The organism is Brevibacillus sp. (assembly GCF_003521185.1).
In the GTDB taxonomy this organism is placed as follows: Bacteria; Bacillota; Bacilli; order Brevibacillales; family Brevibacillaceae; genus Brevibacillus; species Brevibacillus parabrevis.
This window is the reverse complement of sequence record NZ_DOTK01000058.1, coordinates 32,008-50,652: the sequence shown is the minus strand read 5'-3', so window position 1 is coordinate 50,652 and position 18,645 is coordinate 32,008. Positions and strand designations below refer to the sequence as shown.

17 protein-coding genes are annotated in these 18,645 nt (G+C 53.3%); 3 read left to right on the top strand and 14 right to left on the bottom strand.

The features are described from left to right. Positions 1-280 precede the first annotated feature (280 nt). The 9 genes from DEP07_RS18120 to DEP07_RS18080 form a co-directional block, all read right to left on the bottom strand. Positions 281-973 carry a DUF4241 domain-containing protein gene (locus tag DEP07_RS18120; RefSeq protein ID WP_287102844.1) on the bottom strand — a complete coding sequence of 231 codons (693 nt, stop codon included), beginning with the start codon at positions 971-973 and terminating at the stop codon, positions 281-283. Positions 974-1,080: 107 nt separating this feature from the next. After that, the gene (deoD, locus tag DEP07_RS18115) at positions 1,081-1,788 is read right to left on the bottom strand and encodes a purine-nucleoside phosphorylase (protein ID WP_122966507.1); all 708 of its coding nucleotides are present in this window, start codon (positions 1,786-1,788) and stop codon (positions 1,081-1,083) included. A gap of 124 nt (positions 1,789-1,912) precedes the next feature. Continuing rightward, the gene (locus DEP07_RS18110; protein WP_233454168.1) at positions 1,913-2,701 is read right to left on the bottom strand and encodes a glycosyltransferase family A protein; all 789 of its coding nucleotides are present in this window, start codon (positions 2,699-2,701) and stop codon (positions 1,913-1,915) included. Then, complete coding sequence (locus tag DEP07_RS18105) at positions 2,631-3,518, bottom strand: glycosyltransferase family 2 protein (protein WP_287102843.1); 888 nt, start codon at positions 3,516-3,518, stop codon at positions 2,631-2,633. Before DEP07_RS18105 ends, DEP07_RS18110 begins: the two co-directional genes overlap by 71 nt. 179 nt (positions 3,519-3,697) lie before the next feature. After that, positions 3,698-4,921, bottom strand: coding sequence for a D-alanyl-D-alanine carboxypeptidase family protein (locus tag DEP07_RS18100; RefSeq protein ID WP_287102841.1), 1,224 nt, complete (start codon positions 4,919-4,921; stop codon positions 3,698-3,700). Positions 4,922-5,004: 83 nt separating this feature from the next. Continuing rightward, on the bottom strand, positions 5,005-5,820 hold the full coding sequence (locus DEP07_RS18095) for a GTP pyrophosphokinase (protein WP_122966511.1): 816 nt from the start codon (positions 5,818-5,820) through the stop codon (positions 5,005-5,007). Positions 5,821-5,835: 15 nt separating this feature from the next. Next, positions 5,836-6,711 carry a M23 family metallopeptidase gene (locus tag DEP07_RS18090; protein WP_122966512.1) on the bottom strand — a complete coding sequence of 292 codons (876 nt, stop codon included), beginning with the start codon at positions 6,709-6,711 and terminating at the stop codon, positions 5,836-5,838. Between the two features lie 101 nt (positions 6,712-6,812). Beyond that, positions 6,813-7,070 (bottom strand): hypothetical protein, encoded by a 258-nt coding sequence (locus tag DEP07_RS18085; protein WP_063231451.1) that lies wholly within the window; start codon positions 7,068-7,070, stop codon positions 6,813-6,815. A gap of 190 nt (positions 7,071-7,260) precedes the next feature. Beyond that, entirely contained in the window at positions 7,261-7,461 is a 201-nt protein-coding gene (locus DEP07_RS18080; RefSeq protein WP_005836264.1) for an alpha/beta-type small acid-soluble spore protein, read from the bottom strand. Positions 7,462-7,709: 248 nt separating this feature from the next. On the opposite strand from DEP07_RS18080, the gene DEP07_RS18075 reads away from it, so the two are divergent. Beyond that, a complete protein-coding gene (locus DEP07_RS18075) occupies positions 7,710-8,588 on the top strand; it encodes a 5'-3' exonuclease (protein WP_217020916.1) in 879 nt (292 codons plus the stop codon). A gap of 106 nt (positions 8,589-8,694) precedes the next feature. Here DEP07_RS18075 and DEP07_RS18070 read toward each other — a convergent pair whose 3' ends face one another. Together DEP07_RS18070 and DEP07_RS18065 are read right to left on the bottom strand one after the other, a co-directional pair. Further along, positions 8,695-10,458 (bottom strand): VWA domain-containing protein, encoded by a 1,764-nt coding sequence (locus DEP07_RS18070; RefSeq protein WP_287102838.1) that lies wholly within the window; start codon positions 10,456-10,458, stop codon positions 8,695-8,697. 12 nt (positions 10,459-10,470) lie between these two features. Next, positions 10,471-11,772, bottom strand: coding sequence for an AAA family ATPase (locus tag DEP07_RS18065; protein ID WP_122966527.1), 1,302 nt, complete (start codon positions 11,770-11,772; stop codon positions 10,471-10,473). 263 nt (positions 11,773-12,035) lie between these two features. On the opposite strand from DEP07_RS18065, the gene DEP07_RS18060 reads away from it, so the two are divergent. Beyond that, positions 12,036-13,433, top strand: coding sequence for a hypothetical protein (locus tag DEP07_RS18060; protein WP_217020914.1), 1,398 nt, complete (start codon positions 12,036-12,038; stop codon positions 13,431-13,433). Between the two features lie 132 nt (positions 13,434-13,565). Next, entirely contained in the window at positions 13,566-14,600 is a 1,035-nt protein-coding gene (locus DEP07_RS18055; protein ID WP_173597349.1) for a YkvI family membrane protein, read from the top strand. A 70-nt stretch (positions 14,601-14,670) separates the two neighbouring features. On the opposite strand, the gene DEP07_RS18050 is transcribed toward DEP07_RS18055, so the two are convergent. The 3 genes from DEP07_RS18050 to DEP07_RS18040 form a co-directional block, all read right to left on the bottom strand. Further along, positions 14,671-15,168 (bottom strand): hypothetical protein, encoded by a 498-nt coding sequence (locus DEP07_RS18050; protein WP_122966517.1) that lies wholly within the window; start codon positions 15,166-15,168, stop codon positions 14,671-14,673. A gap of 13 nt (positions 15,169-15,181) precedes the next feature. After that, positions 15,182-16,729, bottom strand: coding sequence for an SMI1/KNR4 family protein (locus DEP07_RS18045; RefSeq protein WP_287102837.1), 1,548 nt, complete (start codon positions 16,727-16,729; stop codon positions 15,182-15,184). 244 nt (positions 16,730-16,973) lie between these two features. Then, a complete protein-coding gene (locus DEP07_RS18040) occupies positions 16,974-18,443 on the bottom strand; it encodes a protein adenylyltransferase SelO (RefSeq protein WP_287102836.1) in 1,470 nt (489 codons plus the stop codon). Between the last annotated feature and the right edge of the window lie 202 nt (positions 18,444-18,645).

The following is an 18,645-nucleotide window of genomic DNA, read 5'->3' as shown; positions in this document are numbered from 1 at the left end:
GATCACTATGACTAAAAAACAACCACACTCACCTGGAGGTCTCGACATGACAAAAGTAAAAACAAAATCGACGGCAGCCACCACCTCTTCCAAAAAAAGATCCTACGAAGATACGCTAAATAACCTGGCCCACTACTTGGAGAAAAAACCAGGCAAACGAAAATAAAAACAAAGAGTGCCTGGCAAAAGCGGCACTCTGTTTGGCGTGAATCGAGGCTACGCCATCCTCTCTCTTCTCTTCCTTGCTCCACTACCTCTTGTCGATCCCCTCAGCCAATCGCTACTCTTCTTCTGGAGACTCCATCCAGCCTATCACGTAAAAATCCGTCAACAAGCGAACGATTTTCCCATCTGCATCGTAACCGATATAGCTTGCGTAGCTGCCATCGCCCCAGCCGGACGAAAACATGGCAATGTTTGCGCCATCCCCCATGTCTTTCACCAGCCAGTTCCGTGTGTGTTTGTACGTCTGATCCATTTCCTCCATCAATGTTTCGAAGTATGTATCATCCTGCTCCATTTTGCTCTCCAATTGTTTGCATGCCACTTCGTCCATAAAGCAGCCTGTGCCTGCGTCAACGCCGTAGCCAAAAAACTCATGAGGTGCGAGCTGAGAGACGTCCGAGTTTTCCCAGACCGCCATTTTCCAACTCACTACCGGCTTATCTGCAAACACAATCCGGGCCAAAGCGACGCGCTCATCCGGTTCCAATTCTTCCTCTGGCGACTTCGCTTCATCCAAATGCTGTACTTGTGCAATCGCGAGTTGAACCGGGAAGCTGCCTGTCGGGAATGTTTCCGTAAATGGTTCTGTTTCAAACATGACTAGCGGGTCATTGGCGACGATTTTTCCTGTTTGAATCTGGAGCTGGCCGATGTCTTGGCGGAAAAGGCGGTATTCATAGCCGTCCTGTTCCGTACGAAATCCTGCTGCAAATGCGCTTTCAAACAAATCAGGATAATGCTCTCTCACACGTCATTCCTCCTAGCAAATCCATTTGGTATCGCTACAGAATGAAGCAACCCACTGTCAGGTAGTTGCCAGCGGGTTGTCAGTCTTCGCATTCGTTTCTTGCTTGTTTATTTCGTTAAAGCTGCGTCCAGCGCCACTTCGATCATTTCGTTGAACGTCGTTTGGCGCTCATCTGCCGAAGTCTCTTCTCCGGTCAAAATGTGGTCGCTTACGGTCAAGATGGACAAGGCGTTGCGCTTGTGCTTGGCGGCCAATGTGTACAGCGCAGAAGACTCCATTTCGACGGCAAGCACCTGGTAAGTCGCCAGTTTTTTGTACAGGTCAAAATTTTCGCGGTAAAAGCTGTCGCTGGTGAAAATATTGCCGACTTTGACTGACAGGTTGCGTTCAGATGCTACTTGGTAAGCTTTGTGCAAAAGTTCAAAGCTCGCTGTCGGAGCAAAGTCAATCTGGTTGAACAGCAAGCGGTTTACTTGCGAATCAGAAGAAGCGCTCATCGCGATGATGACGTCGCGCACTTTGATGTCTTCCTGGATCGCTCCGCACGTTCCGACGCGAATCAAGTTTTGCACGCCGTAGGACTCCATCAGTTCATTCACGTAAATCGAGATAGACGGAACGCCCATGCCTGTTCCTTGGACGGAGACGCGTTTGCCTTTGTATGTACCTGTGAATCCGAGCATGCCGCGCACTTCATTGTAGCACTCGGCGCCTTCCAGGAAAGTTTCCGCAATGTATTTGGCGCGCAACGGATCGCCAGGCAGCAAAATCGTTTCTGCGATTTGTCCTTGCTTCGCTCCAATATGTATACTCATAATCGCTTGCTCCTTCTCTTACAAAAAATTTCCTACCTGACTATCGTACTACAAAAACCGAACGATGCAAAATGAAAAATAGAGAGCGATACTATGGCAGCATCGCTTATTTGAACCGTGTATGTCATTCGTCTGGTTGCTGTAAAAAGGAGATGGCCTCCAGGTGATCTCCCAAGTCTGTCAACTTGCTTTGCGCATCGCGTTCCGGCGTGATTCGCTGCTCCTTGCCTGAAAGCCGCTCAATCCTCGTGCGGATAGAAGTCACGCGCAGCTCTTTTTGCAAAGCGATCGCTTGTGCTACGGCTGGGACGAGAAAATAGTGGGCACCGATCGAGGAAGCAGCTTCCCGCGTGATGGCAAAAGGAAGATCGTTCATCGACGCACCGCCAAGCTCACTGCGATTGAGCAAGCTATTGAGGAATTGTTTGGCTAACTGCACCGGGTACTGTTCTTCCTTCACCCTTACAGGTGAACAGGCGGCGTGCCGTACAGCAATATCACCGCCGCGATAGCAGGAACGGACAAACGGCTGAAGCTCGTGGGCGGCGACGATTTGCTCCGCCGCAAGAAACAGCCACACGTCGCCCGTCGCTTCGCGCGCTCCCACTGTACGCCACACATCTTCCCCGAGCGCAAAAGGATAGACGAAGATGCGCAAGGCGCTGCCAGAGTAGGAAAGCACCTGTTCCAGCGAGCGATCTTGACTGCCGTGCACGACGACGACGATTTCCAAGGGGCAGAGCTTCTCAGCCTGTTTGAGCACCTTGAGCACCGTTTTTTCATCCTGTTCGACTCCGACGATAATGCTTAGTCTGCCCTGATTCTCCCATTTTTCCACATGGCTAATGCGGACGCCTTTTGTGTCTTTGCGCTCTCTTGCGGATTCTCTTGGTCCTTTCTTTCCGTTTGGCACCCCATCCATCGGCCTCCTTGTCGTCTGATTCCTGGTAGAACACAGAACGCAGATGCAAAAGTCCTGTTTCTTGCGCCAAAATCCGGTGCCGTTCCCCATCCGGCATGGCTCCGCGCTCATTTTTATCTTGGAGGAGCATGTGAATCGCTCGCGCATGTTCCTCGAATAAGACTGATTTTGGTTTGGCTAAAGCCTGACTTGGCGGCAATCGCTTTCGTGCGGAGCGCTCGATTGGCTCACAGGTGATGGCAAGACCTTTTTTGACGGCTTTCACAAGCGCCACGGCCGGAATGCGCAAGGCTCGAAAGTCGATCGTCTCCAACGCCTTGCGGTTCAGTATGAACGGAGCCTTTTCCAACGAAGCCGAACCGAACTGCCGATGACCGAGCAACTGATTCAGGAAGGAAAAGGCGTAGCGGACAGAGCCCGGCTTCGTTTTTGCCTGTCCAAAGTCGTCTGCGCACATGACGACGTCATAGCCTTGCTGGACTTTTGCGATCCACTTTTTATAACAAGCCTGTGACAAGCCGTTTCGCTCGTCCAGAAAAAGCAGAACGCTTCCTGTGGCGTGCTTGGCGCCAATCGCCCGGCATTCGCTGCTGCTGGCATTGCTCTCGGCCGCAATCACTTTCGCTCCCCACACGTAAGATACAGAGATATCGTCCGCATGGGGCTGCAACCCTGCGCAGACGATGACCATTTCCGCGCCAGGAGTCACTTGCTTTACAGCGTGAACCAAGCGCTCTACATTCCTGGCCTGGTCATGGGTCGGGATAATGACGGACAAAAGACCTTGTACATCGTGTGTAGCGTCCATCGGCAGTTCCCCCCATCGACAGAAATGTAAGGCTTTACCCATATTGTACGTTTCCCGGCAACAATAGGACACGGCTGCTATCCCCGCGCGTTCTATCCAAATCCGCATGCAAAAAAGCAGGACGATGGAAGCGTTGTCCGTCGCCCTGCTTTTGATTGCCTGCCTTGCATTCCCTTTTGTCAATTTACGCGGCGCTGCCAATCGCGCTGCCGGACTCGACGCGCTTTGCGCGAGCGGGAGATGGCACAGCCGATCAAGAACAAATTCATCCCCAGCCAGGCGATCAGCACGCTGTATCGCGCCACGGGAGGACTGTCGTCCAATGCTAACGCCGAAGCGATTACTGTCGGTTTCGGTTGCACAGGTGGATCGTGGCGCTCTAGCGGGTAGGAAACCGCAAGTGCCCCGGCCGTGACGGAGAGCTGTCCGTCTGAAGCGAGCTGGACGAGCGGCTCCGTGCCTTTTGGAACAGTCGCGTACAAATCATCCTTTGCCGAGTAAGTCACTTGGCTGTCACTGCCCGGTGACGACACCTCTGTGTAACGCTCTCCTTTGGCGGCAATTTGCTTCGTCTCATAGCCGTTCAACCCGAAATCGAGCAGTTTGACTACGTCTTTGTACGCATAGTTGCTTGAAGCCGCTTTCATCGTGACAGCGATCATCTCCGTATCGCCGCGTTTGGCAGAGCCAACCAATGTATGCATCGCCTGATCGGTAAAACCATTCTTGATCCCGGTTGCCCCGGGATAATCGCGCAGCAGCTTGTTGTGATTGATCAGCTCCGATTTCCATTCCTTCCCGTCCCATGGCAGGCGGTTTGTGCCGACGATTTGCCGGAAAATCGGGTTTTTCATCGCGTACTGGGCGATTTTGGCCATGTCGGCGGCTGTCGTGTAATGGTTCGGATCGTGCAAGCCGTGTGCGTTGGCAAAATGAGTTTCTGTCACGCCCACTTTTTCAGCCAAGTAAGCGTTCAGTTCCTGGGCGAACTGCTCGGTAGTGCCGCTCATATGCTCCGCGATCGCGGTCGCAGCGTCATTTCCCGAGTGCATCAGCAAGCCGTATTCCAGCTTGCGCAGCGAGACTTGCTCGCCTTCTCCCAGGTAAACCCGCGTTCCTTCTTCAAATCTGGCTTTTTTGGAAACCGTGACGGTATCATCCGGATTTCCTTTTTCGATGGCGTAAATGCCGGTAGCGATTTTCGTTATGCTGGCAGGGTATAGCCTGACATGAGGGTTCTTTTCAAACAGGACTTGTCCCGTTGTCGCATCGATGAGGATGGCCGATTCGCCAAACAGTTGGTCTGGTGCAATCGCAGGCGCTCCCTCAGCAAAAGCCACAGGCACGTCGAGATTGACCATCACCGTGACCACAACGAGAAGGTACGTGAGTAGAAAGCGCATGTTAGTCTAAATCCTTTCCTTGCTTGTCGGGTGTTAACGTATGGCTTTTGACTATTTGACTGGATGAAGCTCGGCTTTGGCCGTTATTTCAACCGCTTGCCGAGCAAATCGTGAATCATTTTGAACTTCGGATTGTCCGCAAAAGCTTCCTCGAAGCCGCTGACGTGCTCGCGGTACAAAGCTGCGGCAGACTCCAAATCTTGTTTGACGTAGAGCGAAAAAATTTCTTCCAGCTTTTCTTCCAGCGTCGAATCCACTTCCGCCGGAGTCAAAATCTCCTGGCGCAGGTTGTTCATCAACACATCGAGCTGATGGGTGATGACAGACGCTTCATGCAGCTGTTGCAGCACATCCTTCGGAATATTTCCGTCGTATTTGTAGCGCAGCTCGTGCTCGTTTGTCGCCCAGAAGTTCATGCCGAGTGTACGAATTTGGATTTCACAAAAAAGGGTACGCTTTTCGCTCCCGTGATATACGGTATAAGAAACAATCATATGGATACTGCGGTAACCGGAATCTTTCGGGTTAGCGATGTAGTCCTTGATGTCGTGAATGACGATATCTTCCCGCTCATACAACAACTGCTGTACTTCTCTGACGTCATCGACATAGCGGCAAACTACGCGCAAGCCCGCGATATCCTGAACTTCCTTGCCGACTTCCTCTTGCCAGTTGGCTTGCTGAAAATCGATTCCCTTCTCGTTCGCCTTTTTGATGAGACTGTCCACTTTTTTGACTCGCCCCACCACAAATTCAATCGGAGAATAGCGGCCGCTTTTCAAAAAGCCGTACTTGATTCCTTTCAGTTTGAGCTTCAATTCCTCTACTGCCTGTTCATACGGTGCCAAGAAATGGACCATATTGTTCAAGACTTTGCTTGGCACATGGGTACCTCTCATAAAAAACACCTCCAATTACTTCCAGAGGAAAGGTGATGCATCAAAAAACGGCTGCGGATTTACGTACGTATTGCCAATCAACATGCCGTAATGAAGGTGAGGGCCTGTAGAAAAACCCGTCGTGCCCATTTGCCCAATCACCTGACCCTGTTTCACTTCCTGCCCGGCCTTGACGGACAGCTTCGACATATGTGCGTAGATGGAAAACACGTTTAGACCGTGATCAATAATGATCGTGTTGCCTGTCAAATAAAGCGAGTCTGCCAAAACGACTTTGCCGTTGTTGCTCGCCCAGATCGGCGTTCCTGTTTTGTTGGCCAAGTCAATCGCTGCATGGCGATTGGCAGGCACTCCGTTGACCACGCGCTGGTAGCCAAACGGGGTTGTCAACGTTCCTTTCGTCGGTACGATAAATGGTTCGGTAAAGTACGGAGTCGCCCTTGAGCTTGCGCGAGCGGCGTTGATTTTTTTCTGATCGGCATCGATGCGGGCCGTATCCTGACGCATGGCATTCATTTGCTTGCTTACCGTCAGCTTGTCCACTTCGAACTTTTTCGGTTGAACCGTCACGGCAACAGACAGCTTTTTGTCTGCCGATTGCAGCTTGTAGTCTCCCGGCTTCACGTCAAATGGAATCGGGATAAATCGGGCATACTCGTTAGAAGAGGACTGCAAACGGTATGTTCGCGAAAAGAGCGTGACCGTTTGAGGCTGTTTGCTGCGCACCAAAATAACATCGCCGGGATACGTCTTGGCTGGCGTCACGCTAAGCGATGGTTGTTGTTTCTCTGCACTCGCGTAAGCGCCTTCCAGTACCTGGCTGTAAACGGTCGTTCCGGACGTGAGCGTCAACGCAACGACCATCATTAAACTGACCATCGATTGGAACATAAGCACGCTCCCTCCCATTTTCTAGTATAACAAAACCGAACTTGAAAGGAAAAAGAAAAAGAAGGCTATCCGACTAGCCTTCTCCAGTCACAGCAGCTTTTTTACAGTTTCTTCGTGTAGTCTGCCATCATGTCCATGATCGATTGCACTCCGGTCAGCATTTCGCTGGCCCGTTTCGTTTTTTGCGAGATGTTGTCAAAATCAAGCCGCCCTCTTTTGCGATCATTCCAGCGTTTGAACAATTCTTCCGCCATGCCGGGATTGCTCCTGACTGCCCGGACGCGCATGGAGTCTTCCACGACCCACGCTTCGAATTCAGGATTTTCCTTCAGAAGCTTTTTCACTTCTTTTTTCTTCATCGTCGAAACGTCACTCCTTTCGCATGTACAAACAAGAATAGAGAGCTGTTCGTTACACCATATGACTAGTCCGCGAATGTGCTTGTGTGTTTGCACCCTGTCTAAAAGAAAGGGCTGCAACGCAAAACAAGAGAGGCCCCGTAGAAGGGACCTCTCTTCATCCAGCTATTTACTTGTCCGAGCGATGAGCTTAGCGGCCAGCCATTTGTTGCTCAGCGAAACTTACCAGACGCTTCGTAATTTCGCCACCAACCGAACCGTTTTGGCGAGAAGTAGTGTCTGGGCCGAGATTTACACCAAATTCAGATGCAATCTCATACTTCAGTTGATCCAGAGCTTGGTTCGCTTGAGGAACTACCAGGTTGTTGCTGCTTCCGTTGTTGTTAGCCATGATTGATTCCTCCCGACGCGTTTTTTTCTCCCGGGACGGATTTGAACCGCCTGCTGCTCGCCTCTCACCGACTGAGACCGGAAGATGATTTTGAGGGCCAAGAGGTGGTTGTCAACCTCTTGTGATACTATCATCCCACGAGATCGCATCTCCATACGCTCCAGCGAAATGTAAAATCTGACAAAGTTGTCCCGGCCCTTTATGCTATAATGAGGCGTATAGTTTGGAGCTGAGAGGGGTTAGCTTTTGTGAGTGAATCAGGAAAAGTATTGCTCATCGACGGCATGAGCTTTTTATTTCGCGCGTTTTACGGGTCTGCCTGGGGCGGTGCCTATCGGCAAACAACCACAGGTATTTACACGAATGCGGTGTACGGTTTTACGAAAATGATGCTGGATTACGCCGAGCTGGTGCGCCCGACCCACCTGATCGTCGGCTGGGATGTGGCGTCGCGCGAATCGCTCGTGCGCAGCCAATGGTTTGACGGCTACAAGTCCAATCGCACGGCGCCGCCGGACGAGCTGATCCCGCAATTCGACCTGGTCAAGGAACTGACCGCTGCCTTTTCCGTCCCGAACATTGGCTGTCCGGGATACGAGGGTGACGATGTGCTCGGCACGCTGTCCACGCGTCTGTCTGACGAAGGACATGAAATCGTCATTGCGACGGGCGACTATGACAGCTTGCAGCTCGTCGATGAAAAAGTCAGCGTGAAAATCCTGAAAAACGGCGGCAAGCATGAGCATTACAACCCGGCGAGCCTGCTTGCTTTGCGCGGGATTTCTCCGGAGCAGGTGGTGGACGTCAAAGCATTGATGGGCGATACGTCCGACTGCATTCCGGGCTGCCCGGGAATCGGGGAAAAAACGGCGACGAAGCTGATTACGGAGCACGGCAACCTGGACAACCTGTACGAAAACTTGAAAAACTGCACGCCAAAAATGCGCAGCAAGCTGGAAGAACATCGCGATCAGGTGTACTTGAGCCAGAAGCTGGCGACGATTATTCGCGACGTGCCTGTGGAGTTTTCCATGGAGGAAGCGGCCTGGACGTACGATTCCTCGACTGTGCTTGGCAAATTTGAAGAACTCGAATTTGGCCGCAGTCTGGCGACAAGAGTAGGTTAATCATAAAGCCGATAACCGCTGCGCTCCGACTTTTCCCGTAGAAGTCGGAGCGTTTTTTCGTGTTTACCTGTCTCGGCGACACAGTGAAAAAACACCTCGCTGGCTATCAACGAGGTGTTCGCTTGTATGGATTTGCTTTTTTCGCTTGCTCCTGGCGGGAAGACTCAAACACGTCGAGCAATAGCCCGGTATTTTCTTCCCCTTCTGCCTCCCAGCTCGTAGCGAAGCGAACCCGATGAGAGACGCCAAACAAATCGTACGTCTGGACAAGATGCTGTCTGGCGGAACCGACAATCAGGCTGTGCAGGCGCACTTGTTTCTTTTGCCCGAGGGCAACCAGCTTTTCCTGCACGTAGGGCGAGATTCCGCCAATGCCGTCCGTGATCATCACAAAATCGGCTCCTTGCCACGCTTTTTCCGTCTCGACAAGCTCCATCGCCCGCTTCATCGGCGCATCAAAATGCGTCCCTCCGCCAAAGACCATCTGCGCCAGACTGTAAAAAGCCGCCCAATCCGGCTTGCGATGATACAGCGGCTGCTCCTTCAACTCTCCTTTTGCGCCGAACAAAAGCAGGACGAAATCCCGCTTTTCCAGCATGGACAGGGCGGCAAACGTCATGAGAAAAATTTGCGCCAGCCGCAGCTTCGCGCCGCGCATCGAATGAGAGGTGTCCAGCATGCAGATGACAGGCCCTTTCGGCGGTTCCTCTACCCAACCGGACGTATCGTACGTCATCAGTTTTTGCTCCACCCATTTGAGCAGGAAGTAGTTCTCGAAGTCCGGATCGGCGAGCAGTACCGCTTCGCCTGGCAGCATGTGGGCAATATCGCCCGATTGCCGCAAATCGTAGTATTCCTCCGGCAAATGACGGGAACGAATTTCTTTTCGCCGTACCCGAAAGCGATGCACCTGACGACCGACCTCGTTTAAAAAGGCAACCAGATCGGGATGGCGCTTCAATTTTTCGATCCACTTCAAATACTGCTCAAAGCTTTGCCTGCGCAGCTTGCCCAAGTCGTGACCCCAACTGCGGTTGGCAAAACGCTGGCTTGCGGCGAACACTTCATCGACAAACAGCGTATCCAGCTCTTCTGTGGAAAGCGTTCCTTTCAAAGACTGCTCCAGCCACTGGCCGAGCTCTTTTTCCAGCGCGTCCATGGCGTCTTTTTCCTGCTTTTGCAGACGATCAAGCTGCTTTTCCCGCTGCGCCAACTCTTCCTCCAGCTTTTTCACTTTTTGCAGCAGTTTGGCTCGCTTCGTGAACTGCACGCTCATTTCCTCGCGAAGCTGTGCGATTTTCGTTTGCAGAGCGAGAATTTCCGCACGCACGAGTGGCTTGTTGTCCAGCGCCTCCTGCTTGTCTTCCACCACACGCTTGCCTTGTTGCAGCGTATAGCCGACAAGCTCCAGCTTTGCCTTTTGCTTTTCCGTCAGCAAATCAGCCAGCTGCGCCTCTTTTGTCCCTTCCTGTCCCTCCTGCTCTTTCAGGCCAGCGAGCAGCGGAGTGAGCTTGCGGTCTTTTTGGCGCTGCTTCACTTCGTCCGCGAAAGTCTCCGTGAGCCACAAAAGCGACTTGATCGCCGTCTTGAAGGCGGCACTTTCGTTGCCCATCGTCCGGGGATGGATCATTCGCGTAAAATACTGCTTCATCAGCGTGCGAATCAGCCAATGGTGAAAAGGAGTCGTTTCCTGGCTTGCATCAATCTCGGGCTTTTCCAAATAAAACACGAGAAAAAAGTCCGCGAGCAGCTCGCGATCAAACCACTCGGCACGGGTTTGCGCTTCTAGTACCCATTCCTGGGCTGTGCGCGAAGAAGCGAGATACGTCTCAAACAGATAGCGATCGACCCCGCTGGCACGAATCATCATCGTCGCTACCCCCTATAACGTAAAATCGTACTCCGCTCCGGCAATGTCTTTATCGAAAATCGTCCGGTACGTCTTCTGCAACTGCTGCAAAATGCGCTCGCCTTCGATACGCAAGTACGAGTATTTGACCGTGTATTTTTCTACGTTGTGAATCAAGCGGTTTTTTTCCAGCACATACGCCCCGAGATCGTGCTCGCGCTTTTCCCACTGGATCAGGCGGTTGCGCAAATCTTTGGCCGTCTCTTCCAGCTCGGCCCGACATGCTTCCAGCAGTTGTCCGTTGCGCTCCACGGCTTCTTTGCCCAGCTTGGCGCCGACTTCCTTTTTGAACTGGAAAGCGTGCAGTTCCGATTCCTTTTCCTTCCATTTATCTGCGGTTTGCTGCAAGCGCTGCAAAGGCAGTTCGTTTTCCAGCTCAGTCTTGAGCATTTGTGTGAATTGCTGCTCGAACAGCTCGCGCATGACCGGCAAGTCTTCCGGCAAGTCCCACAGCATGTGCGGCGTAAACACCGTATCCCATATCGTCACCTGCTCCCGGCCGTGCAGGGCGGCAGACGTGCGCCACACCCCGGCGATTTTGCTCCAGCGGCGGTCGGACAGCACGTAATCTTTTGCTTCCATGTCCTGTTTGATCCGGTACAGGAAGTAAATCAGCGCCTCCGGTATGGTCACTTGCTTCGCCGCTGCCTGAATGTCTTTCATATCGTACAGCGAGAAAACGACGGGAAGCGGGCCGCTCGGCAAGGAAAACATCCGCTCGTAGCTCGACGCCTGCTGCAAGTAATGAACTTCGTAACGGAACAGAAAACGGTCGTACAGGGCACTCAACTGCTCGTCATCTTCCGGCAGCTCGTTGGAAGCCGCCATTAAAAATTGCAGCGGGACTTCTTCCCGCTCCCGGCCGTTGAAGTACAGCCGCTCATTCAAAATGGACAGCAAGGCGTTCAAAATCGCACTGTTCGCCTTGAAAATTTCGTCGAGAAAGGCAAACTGCGCATTCGGCAAATAGCCTTCCGTTTTTCGCACGTAATGGTCGAGCTTCAACTGTTGAAGCGACACGGGGCCAAAAATCTCGTCTGGCGTGGTAAAGCGGGTCAACAAGTATTCAAACCAATGCTCAGAGCCGAACAACTGTGCCACGGAGCGAGCCAGCTGCGACTTCGCCGTTCCCGGCGGGCCGATCAGCAGCGCGTTTTCCCCGCTCATCATGCCGAGCATCAAAAGGCGTATCAATTCACTTCGCTCCAAAAAACGGCGCTCCAACAGCTCGATCGCCTGATCCATTTTTCGCTGGATTGGTGTTGTCGTATTCATCGTCGTTTGGCGCACTTTCGCATCATTTCGCATCATCACGAACGGCGCCGTTCCCCCTCTCTTGCCTCGTGCCCTAGTCATCGATAAGTAGATCGTGCTTGGCTTGCCTCTTGCTCATTTAATAGTGGCATATTGTGGACGAAAATGCCAGTTTTCGAAGCGTCAGCCTTCTTAGGCGCACGGGCTTTCACCCATGAATTTGCTTGTGCATATGGTGTGGCAAAAGGGTGTAAGCGACTCGAAAAAACGAGAGGAGGTACAGCATGGGGATTGAACTTGCGTGGTTGCACGGTGTGTATGTGTTGTTCGTACTCGGCATCATTTTCATGATGGTTATGCGCAGGGACACCAGCTTGATCAGTATCGTCGGAATCGCGCTGCTGGGTCTGGTTGCCACCGGATCAGTGACGTCAGCCATCGGCGGGATTTTCGGCAGCTTCATTTACGCCATAACCGAGCTTTTGCCGACGATTTTGGTCATCTGTATTATCGTGGCGATGAGCCATGTGCTGACAGATACAGGGGTCAACGAAACGATGATCCGCCCGATGACCCATTTGATTCGCAATGCTACATTGGCGTACTGGGTGATCGGGATTGTGATGATGGTCATTTCTTGGTTTTTCTGGCCATCGCCTGCCGTCGCCCTGATCGGTGCGGTCATGCTGCCCGTTGCCTTGCGCGCAGGGCTGCCTGCGATGGGCGTGGCGATTGCGATGAACCTGTTCGGGCACGGAATTGCGCTCTCCGGCGACTTTGTGATCCAGGGAGCGCCGACGTTGACAGCGAAGGCGGCGGGCTTGCCTGTTCAGGACGTCATTTCCGCCAGTGTTCCGCTCGTGATCGTGATGGGCTTGGTCACGACGATCATTGCCTTCTGGTATTTGAAAAAAGACATGCGGCTGGGGAATATTCCGGCGTCCACAAACGACACGCCAGCAACCGATCACGTCTTTAGCGCGGCGCGTGTTCCGCTGCCAACAGGCACCCGGCGTTTGCTTGCAGCGCTCGTTCCGCTTTTGTTTGCGCTCGATGTGGCCGCGATGTTCGCCTTCGATTTGCGCGGCGGCGATGCGACAGCGCTGGTCGGGGGAACCGCTCTCCTGATCTTGCTGATCGCGACGATGCTTGCCCACAAACAAAAAGGGCTGGAACAAGTGACCAGCCACCTGATTTCCGGTTTTCAGTTCGGATTTAAAGTGTTTGGGCCAGTCATTCCGATTGCCGCCTTCTTTTACATGGGCGACAGCGGGTTTGTCAAAGTGTTCGGCGAGGTGCTTCCGGCAGGCTCGCAAGGTATCGTCAACGATTTGGGCGTGGCACTCGCGCACACGATTCCGATCAGCAAAGAAGTAGCGGCGCTGACGGTAGCGGCTGTCGGCGTCATCACAGGGTTGGACGGTTCGGGCTTCTCCGGCATTACGCTGGCAGGCTCTCTCGCCCAGCTGTTCGCGACCGCGCTCGGGGCAGGCGCTGCTACCTTGACCGCTCTCGGACAGATTGCTGCCATCTGGGTAGGCGGCGGAACGATTATCCCCTGGGCCTTGATCCCCGCTGCCGCGATCTGCGGCGTCGACCCGTTCGAGCTGGCGCGGCGCAACTTGTATCCGGTCGCAATCGGCCTTTTGGTGACGACAATCGTGGCGATGTTCCTTTTGTAGCTATCAAACAGATTTTGATCCATAAAAAAAGACGAATGGCCTAGTTGCCGTTCGCCTTTTTTTCTTCTGTTTTGGCCCAAGCTTCATACACTTGTACTAGCATCCCATTTGGAATGGAAAGGAAAAAACGCTATGAAGCTGTGGGGAAAAAGTATCCAGGTCGCGGCGACCTACATCGGCACCGTCGTGGGAGCCGGATTTGCGAGCGGCCAGGAAATTCTCGCGTTTTTCACTTCATACGGCCATGCTGGCACCGTCGGCATTTTGCTCGCCACGTCGCTGTTCGTCTGGCTTGGCTACAAAATGATGCTTCTCGCCCATCAGCTGCGGACCCCTTCGTATGAATCGTTCAACCAAAAGCTGTTTGGCCCGATGATCGGCCGCACGATGAATGTGCTGGTCTTTTTGACCTTGTTCGGCGTCACGACCGTCATGCTTGCCGGGGCTGGCTCTGTATTGGAGGAGCAGTTCGCGATTCCGTATTTGGCTGGAACAGCCGGGACGGTTTTGCTCGCGTTGTTGATCTTGAGAAAAGGACTGGATCAGCTTCTCTTGGTCAATGCGATCGTCGTCCCGTCCATGCTCGTCTTCGCCCTGCTGATTTTGCTCGACAACAGCGTCGAATCGCCCTTGCCGCTCGCCAAGCCCTCCAACTACGCCTTCCTCTGGAAAACGATTCTTTACGTGTCTTTCAATCTGGCGATGGCCCAATCTGTCCTGATCCCGATTGGTTATGCGATCCGCGAAAAGGTTGTCCTGTTCCGGGCCGCCGTCATCGGTGGAGTCGTGCTCGGTTTCATGCTGCTCGTCGTGCACACGGCCATGTTGGCAAACTGGGATGACGTGCGCTTCATGGACATTCCGATCTTGTTCATCACGGATCGCTGGAACGAATGGCTTCAGCTGTTTTTCGTGTTTGTCCTCTACTCCGAGATTTTTACCACGCTCATCTCCAACGTGTTCGGGATCGGTCAGCAATTGCGCGAGCTGGTGAATGTGCCGGAGTCGAGACTTTATCTGTTTCTGTTCGTGGCGGCTTTTGTCTTGTGCCTCATCGGCTACAGCCAGCTGCTTATGTTTTTGTACCCGTTGTTTGGCTATTTGGGGCTGTCTACGCTGTGCCGCATATCGGTTCCTGCGATACGGTTGCCGCGCGGGAAGTGGTGAGTGGTGTGTTCATGGATGGATGACGCGGATGGAGCACAATGCCTCGGAACGGTCAGTGTCGTCTGTCTGTCTACGCCCCCGACTTTTTGCCGATGATCGTGCAATCCGCGAGCACGAGCCAAAAGTTGTCTTCTGCATAGCCTTGGATTGTTCCCTGCACGATATAGCCCGGGTACATTTCTTCCCGTTTGGACTTTGCTCGAAGCGGCGCATCGTCTGCTACTGCATACACCTCATCGCTCACCTTGATGATGACGCCTTGCGGATAGAACATGGCAATCGTTCCCGTCACCGGATCACCGGGCAAAAAGCGCTGCTTCGCTTGCTCAAAAGCCGCCTTGCAAGGCGCTGTTGCCTTTTGCCAAATCGCCTGAAACGCTTCACGGGAAATATCCTCATCGCCTTCATAGCGCTCCACGACTTTTTCGCTCAGCATGAAATCGGGTGCCGCAGACACAAGCGACTGCCCGTCAGTAACCGTCACTTGCCGATAGGCGATCCCATTTTCATCCAGTTCAAAATAGTACAGCTCATTCTCTTCGACGCCATGCGCTTGGAGGTACAGCATCTGCCTCCCCCTTTTATGACCGGACATACGCGTGCCAAATTTCGTCTTCCTCGTCTGTCATATTGCCTGTGATCGTCGAGAAATCGATTTTTCGTTCAAAGCAGTCTTTTAACCGGGCGAATTGCCGGTACGAGCCTGTTATTTTGCGCAAAGAAGCCGATTTGCCCAGCTGCTCTAGCTGCCCAAGCTCGTCGCAGCCGCTAAATTCCAGCGATTGGAGGTTTTCCAGCTCGGCCAGATGTGAAATATCGGCGATGGCCGTTTTTCTCAGCTTGACGGTTTTCAATTGGCGGCAACCGCGCAAGAACGCCAAATCGGCGAGCGACATGTCTTCCAGGCTGATCGTTTGCAGATGGACGAGTTTGCCCAGCACCTTAATCGCGTCTGCGGCATTTTCGCCAAGTCCGGAAATTTTCAGCTCGGTGAGCGTCGCAAGCTCAGCCACACTGTTCAACATGGCCGCGTCCGGACGACTGATGGCGAGGCTTTGCAAGCTTTTGACACGAGCAAGCGCGGAGAGATCGGAAATTCGCGTCTCGGTCAGGTCCAGCTCCGCCAACCTGGGCAAAGACGCAAGCGGCGACAAATCCGTTACGTCTGTCTGAGCCAGATTGAGCATTTGCAAGTACGGCAACCCTTCCAGCGGAGTAAGATCCGCGATCGGGTTTTTCCCCACGTACAATCGTTTCAGTTGCTGGCAGCCGCTGATCGCTTCAATAGAAGTAAGCTTGTTTGCACTCAGCACCAGCTCCCGGACTTCGCGGCAATGCTTGAGCGGAGTGAGATCAGTCAAGCCTTCGTTAATGAAGTAAAGCTGTTTGGCGCGCAAAAATGGCTCTGGCGAATCCCCATTTGCCCGGATGCGCTCTCGCCAGCTTTCCGAAAGACTGTCTAGCCATGCTTGCGGGTCTGCGATACCTGGATCGATGCGCACTGGATGGTAGACCGGAAGCTCCAGTTTGCGGATGGCATCGAGAAAATGAACGGGACCTTGTTGACCGAACGCCCAGAAAAGCTGGTCTTCTTCCTCGTGGATGGAGTAGTTTTTCGCTTTTGCCGTATCATGGATAAATTGCAGCATTTCGGTCAGATTATGGGCAATTACGTATTTGACATGTTCGTCGCGGCCAAAATTGATCACTTGCCCGCTTTTGCCCTGCTCGTCCGGATCGAGGTCGAGTCCAAGGTGGTTTCCGCCCCAATCTTTGCTGATCGGCAGCCAGCAGCGGTTAATATAGCGTTCTTTGATCCAGCCAGGCGGAACCGAGTAATGATCACCCTCGATTGCGTAGTCGCTCTCCAGGTCCGCCCATATTTTCCATTCCGCCACCAAATCCGTTAACGAGAGCAAGGGCAGCCCGAAAAACAGGCCTGGCCCGTTCTCCTTTTCTCCGTTGCACACCTGGTATAGTTCTTTCAATTCGCCAGGCAGCTTCATGCCAAGCTCGGCTTCTGCTCGCTGAATCTCCTCTAGCGAAGCTGGTGGATGAAACGCTTCCGCTATGCCCGGCACCTCTGTGCGCAGCAGTCCAAATATATCCTGAATCAATCCTCGAATCATGGAATCTCCTCCCCAAGCAAATCCAATCGGCGCCTGCACCAAACTTGGCTGCGCCGCTGGAATATTTTCTCTTTTCAACCAACCCATTTTAGCATACCGCCTATTAAAAAGAATGTTGCTATTGGCATAGATCACGCACGAAAAGCAAAGGCACAAAAGAAAAAACCTCTGCTTATAAACAGCAAAGGTTTCTTTACCAAGCTTGGCTTGGAATGGATCGCGCAATTGTCAAGTCGATCACGTATTACGTGCCGCAGTACGTCCGATAAGGCCCGCACGCTTCCGGCGGCAGCGACGCGTACTCCGCCTGCTCCGCGGAGTGCGCATAAGGATTGGCAAGCGCGGCAAGCAGCTGCCGAAGCACGCTGTAGTCGCCGTCTTGCACAGCCGCTTCCAGCGCCGCCTCCACACGGTGGTTGCGCGGAATCACGGCAGGATTGCTCTGTTTCATCAACTGCAAAACGTCATCCGCAGATTGAGACTGACGCGCCAGTCTCGCTTGCCACTTCTCCTGCCACGCGGCAAACTCGGGGGTGGCAAGCAGCTCGGAACCGTTCAAGCGATCAAAAGTCAGGGCGAGAAACGTGTTGGTATAGTCCGCCCGATGCTTTTGCATCAAGCTAAGCAGTTCTTCCATCAGCGAAACATCGTCGGCTTCTTCGCCAAACATCCCCAGCTTGCCCCTCATCCCGGCCAGCCATGTGCCGTAATATTGCTCGGCAAACTGGGAAAGGGCTTTCTCCGCCATTTGAATCGCCTGGGCCTGATTGTCATGCAAGAGCGGGAGCAGCGTTTCCGCAAAGCGCGCCAAATTCCACACGCCGATTTGCGGCTGGTTTCCGTAAGCGTAGCGCCCCTGCTGATCAATCGAGGAAAACACCGTCGCCGGATCGAACGTATCCATGAAAGCGCACGGCCCGTAATCGATCGTTTCTCCGCAAATCGACATGTTGTCCGTGTTCATGACTCCGTGAATAAACCCGACGAGCTGCCATTTGGCGATCAGCTCGGCTTGACGGCGGATCACTTCGGCCAGAAAGGCGAGATAACGGTTTTCCGCTTGGGCGGCTTCGCGATAATGTCTATGTATCGTATAGTCGGCAAGCGCCTGCAACTCCTCGGCGCTGCCCCACTTGGCGGCGTACTGGAACGTCCCGACGCGAATATGGCTGGAAGCGACCCGCGTGAGTACCGCGCCGGGCAGATCGTCTTCGCGAATGACAACTTCACCCGTCGTCACCACCGCCAAACTGCGGGTCGTCGGGATGCCAAGGCCGTACATGGCCTCGCTGATGATATATTCGCGAAGCATCGGCCCGAGTGCGGCCCGTCCGTCGCCGCGCCGGGAATACGGTGTGCGTCCGGGACCTTTCCATTGCAGATCAAACCGCTCGCCCTCAGGGGTCACTTGCTCCCCGATCAAGATAGCGCGCCCGTCTCCGAGCATCGTAAAGTGGCCGAATTGGTGCCCCGCGTACGCCTGCGCGAGCGGCTTTGCCCCTGCGGGAATCCGGTTTCCGGCAAACACTTCCGCCCCCGCTTGCCCATCCAGTGCATCGGCTTGCAAGCCAAGTGCGGCTGCCAGCGGGCGATTGAAAATAACGAGCTGCGGCGAGCGCACAGGGGTAGGATTTTGCTTGGTGAAAAAGGTGTCAGGCAAGGAAGCATAGCTGTTGTCGAAATTCCATCCTGCCTCAGTATGGGCTTGGGTCATCGTTTCCCTCGGCTCCTTTTGTCTTGTCGTGTTTTGTTCATTTTACCAAAGTGACGGGGAAAAGCATGCATGGGATTTAGTCCAGTGTGCCATGTGTGCTACTATTATGGCTATCAGTCACTATTTTTCGGAAACAACAAAACTGGCACCGATGTGCGACCAGCATCTGGGAACTGTCCCGATCGGGCATAGCAGTAGGAGG